Origin of the sequence: Marinomonas sp. S3726 (genome assembly GCF_000967665.1) — a bacterium.
Lineage (GTDB): Bacteria > Pseudomonadota > Gammaproteobacteria > Pseudomonadales > Marinomonadaceae > Marinomonas.
This window is the reverse complement of sequence record NZ_JXYC01000061.1, coordinates 1-5814: the sequence shown is the minus strand read 5'-3', so window position 1 is coordinate 5814 and position 5814 is coordinate 1. Positions and strand designations below refer to the sequence as shown.

Here is a 5814-nt window from a genome sequence, read left to right as displayed (position 1 = left end):
CCTTTGCTCTCGTGAGAGATATACTCACCTTCAACAAAATCGAACTGTTTCTCTTCCGCGCTATCTAGTTCTTTGACCCAGTCGAGTTCATCAATATCACCGAGGTCTTCAGGTAAGCCAAACTCATCGCGTAGCGCAATGACTTGCAGCTCAATTTGTTTTAATTGAAGCGCCATAAAACGGGTGTGTTTTTCAGCATTTTCTCCAGACAGTATTTCAAAGCCTTCATGCACTCGCCCCATCAATAAAGCTTCGATTTCAAAAGTAGTAGAGCCCAGTTCATCACGAACTTCTTTGCTCTTTTTATCTACAGAGATTCCCTGTAAGTGGCGGCGAGCTTTTTCAAGTTCTAACTTAGTCGCGTCTAACTCTTCACTCTTGTCTTTTAATAGTTCACTTTGAGCCGAGTAGTCCGCTTTAGATTCCTCAAGTTTTTTAGTGACAGCTTCCTTATCTTTTTCATTCTTAGAAATAAGCCCTTCAGCAAAATCAACAAACGCTTCTTTATTACCCGTTTCAGCCACCTCTAACAGCGCGTTTTTTTGGTCATCTGGTAAACGACGGTATTGACGCATCTCGCGGTAACCAATGCCCATGCTTGACATAGACTCTAATGCTTCTTCACCAAAAGTTTGAAGGTTATTAATATCTTCATTTGCTTTTGGTGCAGATGTGCCTAGTAGTTTGCAAAACTCTTCCCAAGTGCCATTCAAACCGCGACCGTCGCGGTCTTTCATACCTTCTAAACCTCTGTAAAGCTTGTTTTTCTTGATAAAAGCCATTTTAGAAACCGCGACTGTCGCGGTGAACTTTGAAATTGATGCTGTTGCTTGTACTTGCCCTAGTATCTGATTAACCACATCACGTTCATTTCCTAGATCTGCACTTTCTATAAAAGAAACCATTTCTTTATCTTTATTCATGGTCGGCCTACCTCGTACTGTTCATCATTAGGTAAAAATACGTTGATAATCTTTTTGACAGAATCTTCGTTATAAGCCTCAAGCGCATGTACTAGATGTTCGGCAAAAGGTTTGTTGAAGGGTAGAGTTACTACCTCAAAGCGTGAGTTTGTCCAAAACGAGACTTTTAAAATCAACGCTCCGCTTTCCTCTTGCTCAACAGAAATTAAGACTTTGTGATTAGTTAGGTCGATAACTCGAAGCCAATTCATTGGTGCATCCATCACCCCTCCTTAAGCGCTGCGCTGCATTTGTTCTGATGTTCTACGAACCGTGGTTTTTGTCGGTGGGAACAATACCTCGGGGTCCATATCAATTATTTCGGCTATACGTTTTTCTATACGTTTTGAGCGGCTTTTACCGTTAATTACATTGGATATTGATGAATAAGAAACTTTTAATTCATCGGCAATAATGGCGCTACTTGATTCGGCCATCGCTATTTCTGCTTTTAATTTCGCTGGGTGCATGTAGTATTCTCCTTAGTTAATTTATTAGCCCTAGAGATTAAATTTCTGGATTAAGTTTAAGTATTGCTCATAATTATGAGCAAGTCAACAAATCATGGATACATATATGAGCAAAGAGATTGGTGACCGCGTAAAAAAAGTTCGTGGCGACCTGAATCAGCGCGAGTTTGCGCAGCGTTTGACGGTTTCTAATGGAAGCGTAAGTCAGATTGAGCAAGGGAAAGCGATCCCTAGTGGTGACTTTTTGCTCAAGTTAAATAAAGAATTTGAGGTGGATATTACTTGGGTGTTGACCGGGTTGGGATTGTCGCCTGAGCTTAGGCATAACCTGGAGCTGATGACGAAAGTCACGGCAGAGGTCGACCCAGATGGTAATGGTAGCTTGACAAATAAAATGGTTGAGGCTCATGAAAATGTGGCTAAATCAATCCGCCAGCCTACTGAGCCAGAGCTAAAACTAAGCAGTAATGAACGCTCATTTTGGGATATGTACAAGGAGCTGTCCGAAAAGGATCAGAGAGAGATTTACCAAGACATCAAAGCTAAGAAACGTCTTGCAGAGTTAGAAAAGTACTTCCGAGAAAACGAAGAAAAAAAGAACGCGTAAAATAGGAAAAATTAAAGAAGGGTTTATTAATGAAATTTTTTGATGTGCTTAATGCTTTATTATCTGCTTTATATGGAATATTTAGTTTAGCAATTCCATTGTTTTTATTATTTATATTGTGGGGTGCTTTTAACGGGTTTAACTGGGACGTAAAAGAGTTTTTCATTACTTTATCTATTCCAATTCTAGCCATTCTTGGTATAGCCGGTGCAATTTGGTTTATTTTAAAAAAGAAAGAATGAGGTTTAAAATGAATCACCTATTATTTTTGCAAACGCTGATGAGCTCGCCCTGTGGGTTAAAAATCAAGGTTACACTGGCTACACAGGAAAGAATTAAATTATGGAAGACACCCAGATCTATACCGTCAATGAGCTATTTATTATCTAAATCCAAAATTCCCATTAGGGTTAAGGAGGCTTAACTAATGTGCAAATTAATTTTCATTCTGTTATTTAGTTTTACTTCTTTGGGTTCTTCTGCAAGTCCTGAAGGAGACGCGAGAGCCAAGCAGCTTGTTGAAGAGCTAAACAGAAATATTGTCTATATTTCGGAGATATCGAATGTTAACCCATCGGGCGTTTTTAAAATGCTTCTTGTTACGCACAGACACATTAAAGAAGAAAGCGGTAGTGAAATAAGTGTTTTAGAGCTGTCAAACAAACTTTATCATTCCGAACACTTTTACAACCTATTAACATCGAAAAAAGCCTCGTTAGCTCAAATCCTTAGCCAATACGGAAATTCTTACAATTCTCAAAGCCGTTAATAATTATTGCCCCGTTTTTAAAGATTTTCCTATGACCACACCCTAAAGTCCCTTTAAGTTCAAAACACTTTCAGGGGCAACCAATGCAAGAATCTCAAAGCGAATTATTTCAACCAGACGATGATCTACTAACTCTATTAGATAACATTGATACGTTAGATACTGACCCGCGATTATGGCCTAAAACGCTCCACGACTTAATGAGCGTGATGGAAGCCCAAATAAAAACGAGACACCCTAAGCTTTCAGATAACGCTTATGAAATAGCAAGAACAAACGTGATTGCCGTCGCGCATTACTTAGGTGGTAGACAACTATACTTGCCACGTGATGATAGATTGCAGAAAGCCTTTCGTGACTATAAGATCTATCACCACCAGTTTACGGGCAATAACCATAAAGAATTAGCGTTAGAATACGGTCTAACATCCGTTCAGATTTACAATATTGTCGCTAGCCAACACAAGCTTCATACCGCCCGAATTCAACCTAGCCTGTTTAATTAATTTCCGCTAAACGCTTGAATCCCCAGTAAGCACCTTGAGCCTTTAACCTGTACCTAATCTATTAAAAAATTAAATTAGGTACAGAGCATGGGTAAAAAACGTTATCTCTCAGACATTACATCCATTGTCATCCACTGTGCGGCTACGCCTAACGGCCAACCTTTTACCGCTGAACAAATAGACGGCTGGCACAAAGAACGCGGATTTAGCCGCAACATGACAATTTCTCCCGCGCTTTATCCTCTTAAACATATCGGTTATCACTTTGTTATTGAAGTAGATGGGGCTATTACTATCGGGCGTCCGTTAACTGAAGAAGGCGCACACGCTAAAGGCTATAACCATAATAGCGTTGGCATTTGTATGATCGGTACTGACAAATTTAACCACATCCAATGGGAAGCTCTTTTCAAACTAATACAACGTTTAGAAGAAAATATTGATGATGTTCTTACTCTTTACGGTCATAACGAATTAAGCCAAAAAACCTGTCCGGGGTTTGATGTACCAACATGGATTAAGCGCAAATTTCGACCACTCGATAAGCATTTACTAGATAGAGGTTTCTATGAGTTGGATTACTAATATTTTTACTAAAGGCGCGAGCGCCTTTGCGTCAACCGTTGCGGATGTTGCCGACCGATTTATTGAAACGCCAGATGAAAAAACCGCGTTTAAGTTACAGGTTGAGCAACTGGTGGCGGATAGAGATAGCGAAACAGAACAAACCCTTAGAGCAGAGCTTGGTGCAAAAGAGCGCGTTTTAGTTGCCGAGTTGAAACAAGGTGACACTTACACCAAGCGGGCAAGGCCTACGGTTGTTTATTCTGGGCTCGCTTTCATCGGTATTAATTACGTTCTTTTCCCTTTGCTCGGTCGAATTCTAAATGGTTTTGGATTGGATGTTGATACATCACCGCTGGCTGATTTGCCTCTGGAATTCTGGGGTGCTTGGGGCGGTATTTGCGCGACGTGGTCAATTGGCAGATCACTAGAAAGGCGTGGAGCCAATAACCCTGTAGTGAGATCAATTACAGGTTCAAACAAATCGAGGCTAATAGATTAGTTATGGATGATTTAGACAGAGCATCGCTTGCAGAAGAGACGTTTAGAGCCGCTTCAATTGCTTCTAGTAAACAGGCTAAAGGCGTTCAAACTATTGTTGATGGTGACATTGTTTGTGAAGACTGTGATGTAGTAATCCCTAAGCGACGCCTTGAAGCCGCGCCCTTTGCCACACGTTGTATCAGGTGCCAACAGCGACGGGAGAAACCTTAATGGAGCAAGTTAATTGGAGCGAGTGGAAGTTTTGGTTAGACCTTATTCAATGGCTTGTGATGATCATCATCGGTGTTTGGATGTTTATCGACAAGGGGCGAGAACGTAACAGTACCGCGATAGATAAAGTGGTTAACCAACAAAACACCCTAGATAAACGTGTTCTTAAGCTTGAAGAGAGAACCGCAACACATGCAGATGTTGCTGAGCTTCGTGCTGAAATGGAAGGCATGAAATCAACACTTAACAAAGTGGATCAAACCTCAACGCGTATTCACGATTACTTACTCAATAAAGGGAGCAAATAATGGCTCTGGCAGAATTTGAAAAAAAAGAGCGGCGTCTAGTGATCCTTCGCTTATTAGCTGAAGACACTGACTACCGTGCGCCTTCTTCATTGATTGAGCGCGGCTTAGAAATGTACGCCTTATCAACTAGCCGTGACAATTTGCATACAGAGTTGTTTTGGCTAAAAGAGCAAGGGCTGGTCACGTTAGATGAAATTGCCACGGTTTATGTCGTTACATTAACCCAACGCGGTTTAGACGTAACCAAAGGTCACGCAACTGTTCCGGGTATTAAGCGCCCCGGCCCCGGAGCTTGATATGGCTCGATTATCATCCATTGATCGGTTGCCTAATGAGATAAGAGACGCGCTTCAAGCATTACTTCGTGATCCGGCAGTAAGCCAGTTAGAAGCCACCCAACGGGTTAACCTTCTTTTAGAAGAAGAGCTTTCAGATATTCGCGTAAGTAAGAGCGCGGTTAACCGCTATAGCCAGCGTATGGAAGACGTCGGAAAAAAGATGCGTGAGTCGCGTCAAATTGCCGAGATGTGGATAGGTAAATTAGGCAATGAGCCACAAGGCCAAGTTGGCAAACTGCTCAATGAATTCACGCGAACAATGGCATTTGATACCGCATTAAAAATGTCAGAAGGTGAAGACGTTGTCGAACCTAAGTTATTAAAAGAACTCTCCCTAGCCATTAAGCATTTAGAGCAAGCTGCTACAGTGAACGAAAAGCGCGAGCGTGAAATTCGTAAGCAATACGCAGAAGAAGCTGCCAACGCCGTGACGGATGAATTACACGGACAAGACGGTATGAGCGAACAACTTGAAGACCGTATCCGTGGCATTCTCTTGGGTAAAGCCTAATGAAGACTAAGCCGTTAACCGCCAGTTCTGAACTTAAAAAAATCAACCTTAAAGAAGAGATGGAA

At 41.4% G+C, this 5814-nt stretch carries 13 protein-coding genes; 10 read left to right on the top strand and 3 right to left on the bottom strand.

What is annotated here, in order from left to right; genetic code table 11:
• The 3 genes from TW85_RS24940 to TW85_RS24930 all read right to left on the bottom strand — a co-directional run.
• A partial coding sequence (locus tag TW85_RS24940; protein ID WP_052702411.1) for a hypothetical protein occupies positions 1-923 on the bottom strand: 923 nt, incomplete at its 3' end.
• Entirely contained in the window at positions 920-1186 is a 267-nt protein-coding gene (locus TW85_RS24935; protein ID WP_046019845.1) for a hypothetical protein, read from the bottom strand. The genes TW85_RS24940 and TW85_RS24935, both read right to left, overlap by 4 nt.
• Before the next feature lie 9 nt (positions 1187-1195).
• Positions 1196-1432, bottom strand: coding sequence for a helix-turn-helix domain-containing protein (locus TW85_RS24930; RefSeq protein WP_046019844.1), 237 nt, complete (start codon positions 1430-1432; stop codon positions 1196-1198).
• Between the two features lie 106 nt (positions 1433-1538).
• Here TW85_RS24930 and TW85_RS25790 point away from each other — a divergent pair, with 106 nt between their 5' ends.
• The 10 genes from TW85_RS25790 (at position 1539) to TW85_RS24880 (ending at position 5749) form a co-directional block, all read left to right on the top strand.
• Positions 1539-2039: a helix-turn-helix transcriptional regulator gene (locus tag TW85_RS25790; RefSeq protein WP_052702410.1), complete on the top strand. Its 501-nt coding sequence runs from the start codon at positions 1539-1541 to the stop codon at positions 2037-2039.
• Between the two features lie 29 nt (positions 2040-2068).
• Positions 2069-2281, top strand: coding sequence for a hypothetical protein (locus TW85_RS24920; protein WP_046019843.1), 213 nt, complete (start codon positions 2069-2071; stop codon positions 2279-2281).
• 185 nt (positions 2282-2466) lie between these two features.
• The gene (locus TW85_RS24915) at positions 2467-2808 is read left to right on the top strand and encodes a hypothetical protein (RefSeq protein WP_046019842.1); all 342 of its coding nucleotides are present in this window, start codon (positions 2467-2469) and stop codon (positions 2806-2808) included.
• An 83-nt stretch (positions 2809-2891) separates the two neighbouring features.
• Complete coding sequence (locus tag TW85_RS24910) at positions 2892-3314, top strand: Mor transcription activator family protein (protein ID WP_046019841.1); 423 nt, start codon at positions 2892-2894, stop codon at positions 3312-3314.
• A gap of 87 nt (positions 3315-3401) precedes the next feature.
• Positions 3402-3899 carry an N-acetylmuramoyl-L-alanine amidase gene (locus tag TW85_RS24905; RefSeq protein WP_046019840.1) on the top strand — a complete coding sequence of 166 codons (498 nt, stop codon included), beginning with the start codon at positions 3402-3404 and terminating at the stop codon, positions 3897-3899.
• Complete coding sequence (locus TW85_RS24900) at positions 3883-4380, top strand: 3TM-type holin (protein WP_046019839.1); 498 nt, start codon at positions 3883-3885, stop codon at positions 4378-4380. Before TW85_RS24905 ends, TW85_RS24900 begins: the two co-directional genes overlap by 17 nt.
• A 2-nt stretch (positions 4381-4382) precedes the next feature.
• Positions 4383-4592: a TraR/DksA C4-type zinc finger protein gene (locus tag TW85_RS24895; protein ID WP_046019838.1), complete on the top strand. Its 210-nt coding sequence runs from the start codon at positions 4383-4385 to the stop codon at positions 4590-4592.
• Positions 4592-4900 (top strand): hypothetical protein, encoded by a 309-nt coding sequence (locus TW85_RS24890; RefSeq protein ID WP_046019837.1) that lies wholly within the window; start codon positions 4592-4594, stop codon positions 4898-4900. Before TW85_RS24895 ends, TW85_RS24890 begins: the two co-directional genes overlap by 1 nt.
• Positions 4900-5196 (top strand): hypothetical protein, encoded by a 297-nt coding sequence (locus TW85_RS24885; protein ID WP_046019836.1) that lies wholly within the window; start codon positions 4900-4902, stop codon positions 5194-5196. Before TW85_RS24890 ends, TW85_RS24885 begins: the two co-directional genes overlap by 1 nt.
• A gap of 1 nt (position 5197) precedes the next feature.
• Positions 5198-5749, top strand: coding sequence for a DUF3486 family protein (locus TW85_RS24880; protein ID WP_046019802.1), 552 nt, complete (start codon positions 5198-5200; stop codon positions 5747-5749).
• Positions 5750-5814: the final 65 nt, after the last annotated feature.

Coding starts and splice junctions, on each gene's coding strand:
- TW85_RS24905 (WP_046019840.1), top strand. CDS start 3,402: ATGGGTAAAAAACGTTATCTCTCAGACATTACATCCATTGTCATCCAC.
- TW85_RS24935 (WP_046019845.1), bottom strand. CDS start 1,186: ATGGATGCACCAATGAATTGGCTTCGAGTTATCGACCTAACTAATCAC.
- TW85_RS24895 (WP_046019838.1), top strand. CDS start 4,383: ATGGATGATTTAGACAGAGCATCGCTTGCAGAAGAGACGTTTAGAGCC.
- TW85_RS24880 (WP_046019802.1), top strand. CDS start 5,198: ATGGCTCGATTATCATCCATTGATCGGTTGCCTAATGAGATAAGAGAC.
- TW85_RS24910 (WP_046019841.1), top strand. CDS start 2,892: ATGCAAGAATCTCAAAGCGAATTATTTCAACCAGACGATGATCTACTA.
- TW85_RS25790 (WP_052702410.1), top strand. CDS start 1,539: ATGAGCAAAGAGATTGGTGACCGCGTAAAAAAAGTTCGTGGCGACCTG.
- TW85_RS24930 (WP_046019844.1), bottom strand. CDS start 1,432: ATGCACCCAGCGAAATTAAAAGCAGAAATAGCGATGGCCGAATCAAGT.
- TW85_RS24920 (WP_046019843.1), top strand. CDS start 2,069: ATGAAATTTTTTGATGTGCTTAATGCTTTATTATCTGCTTTATATGGA.
- TW85_RS24885 (WP_046019836.1), top strand. CDS start 4,900: ATGGCTCTGGCAGAATTTGAAAAAAAAGAGCGGCGTCTAGTGATCCTT.
- TW85_RS24900 (WP_046019839.1), top strand. CDS start 3,883: ATGAGTTGGATTACTAATATTTTTACTAAAGGCGCGAGCGCCTTTGCG.
- TW85_RS24890 (WP_046019837.1), top strand. CDS start 4,592: ATGGAGCAAGTTAATTGGAGCGAGTGGAAGTTTTGGTTAGACCTTATT.
- TW85_RS24915 (WP_046019842.1), top strand. CDS start 2,467: ATGTGCAAATTAATTTTCATTCTGTTATTTAGTTTTACTTCTTTGGGT.